The organism is Streptomyces sp. NPDC006265 (genome assembly GCF_040613555.1).
Taxonomy (GTDB): domain Bacteria; phylum Actinomycetota; class Actinomycetes; order Streptomycetales; family Streptomycetaceae; genus Streptomyces.
Genome location: NZ_JBEXSH010001402.1, coordinates 1 through 1,431, shown reverse-complemented (window position 1 = coordinate 1,431; position 1,431 = coordinate 1). Strand labels below are relative to the sequence as shown.

Below are 1,431 nucleotides of genomic sequence, written 5' to 3'. Positions count from 1 at the left end.
CAGGCCCGCGAGTCCGAGCAGCACGGTCGCCGTGCCCACGGTCCACCACGCCTCGTCGATGAACAACCACAGGGCGGGCCACACGATGGCCATGGAGAGGTGCAGCCACCGCGTGTACGTCACCGCCCGGGTGAACGGGCGCAGCATGCGGGCCATGGCGCCATCGTGCCAGCCGGCACCGACAGCCCTCGGAGCTCGGCTCAGTACCCGCGGTACTGCTGGTTGTTGTACGGGTCCTGATAGGGAGCCGGGGCGGGCCGGGGAGCGGCGGGGCGCATCGCCTCGTAGCCCGCGGGGGCCGCCGGACGCGGCTGCTGAGGCTGCGGGCCGGGGTAGCCGCGCGGAGCGGTGGCCTGCTGCGGGATGTACGCCGCGGGCGCCTGCTGCAGAGGTGCGGGCTGCTGCGCCTGCGGATAGCCGTAGGCGGGCTGGGAGGGAGCTGCCGGAAGGGCCGGCAGTGCCGAAGGAAGCGCGGGCAGGTGGCTGCCCGGCATGTCGTACTGAGCGGGGACCCGGATCGGGGCGATCTGCGGGGTGCCCCGCTCGGCGACGAGCCTGTCGTAGATCGGGGTGTCCGGGAAGGAGGCGGAGTAGTAGCCGCCGCCATAGGTGGAGCGGGGGGAGGTCATGGCACATAAGTTAAGCCCACGATGTGCTGGTTGGGGAGACCGATAAGAGGGTTGTTTTCCGTGTCCGCAGTGACCCGGGACCCCCAATGCGAGCGAACTCGGCAAAAAGGGGCACGGAACGAGGGCCCTGATCGTGTAAAGGCCGAGTTCCGGGCCGGTTACCGGCGGTTGGCGGCCGGTCTTCCGTGCGGTCGTGCGTGGGACTTCGCCACGGCAAGGAATAGGTTGTGCGCACGGAACTCGACGAACGGCCGGGACGGGCCTGGCGCGGTGACACGCAATGGGGGCGGACATGCAAATGCTGAAAGGTTCAAATACTCCGGTGCCCACCGCAGCGCTGCGGGTGGAATTGGGATGGCGAACCGGGCCCGGAGTGCCCGACGCCGACGCCTCCGCTCTGCTGTTGGTGAGCGGCAAGGTCCGCTCGGACGCGGACTTCGTCTTCTACAACCAGCCCGCCCACTCCTCGGGCGCCATCCGGCACGAGGGCAAGCGCGACGCCGGCGGCCGGGTGACCGACACGCTCCTCGTCGACCTCGCGCGCGTGGAGCCCGAGATCGAGACGCTGGTCCTCGCCGCCTCCTCCGACGGTGGCGCGTTCGGGCAGGTTCCCGACCTGTACATCGAGGTCCAGGATGCGGCCCAGGGCACGCCGGTGGCACGTTTCGACAACCCGGGTGCCACCACTGAAACCGCCTTCGTGCTGGGCGAGTTCTACCGCCGCCAGGGAGTCTGGAAGTTCCGCGCCGTCGTTCAGGGCTACAGCAGCGGGCTCGAAGGGCTGGCGACGGACTACGGCATC

Annotated in this window: 2 protein-coding genes and 1 pseudogene; 1 reads left to right on the top strand and 2 read right to left on the bottom strand. The window is 70.0% G+C overall.

Annotation, left to right across the window (positions count from 1 at the left end; genetic code table 11):
* Both ABZ281_RS49290 and ABZ281_RS49285 read right to left on the bottom strand, forming a co-directional pair.
* Positions 1 to 156, bottom strand: a pseudogene (locus tag ABZ281_RS49290) (two-component sensor histidine kinase); the annotation flags it as partial.
* 44 nt (positions 157 to 200) lie between these two features.
* Positions 201 to 629 (bottom strand): DUF6643 family protein, encoded by a 429-nt coding sequence (locus tag ABZ281_RS49285; RefSeq protein ID WP_184914640.1) that lies wholly within the window; start codon positions 627 to 629, stop codon positions 201 to 203.
* A 298-nt stretch (positions 630 to 927) separates the two neighbouring features.
* Between ABZ281_RS49285 and ABZ281_RS49280 the strand changes: the two genes are divergently transcribed.
* A partial coding sequence (locus ABZ281_RS49280; RefSeq protein ID WP_356665369.1) for a TerD family protein occupies positions 928 to 1,431 on the top strand: 504 nt, incomplete at its 3' end.

Bases quoted from the DNA above. Each gene is read 5' to 3' on its own strand.
- ABZ281_RS49285 (WP_184914640.1), bottom strand. From the start codon at position 629: ATGACCTCCCCCCGCTCCACCTATGGCGGCGGCTACTACTCCGCCTCC.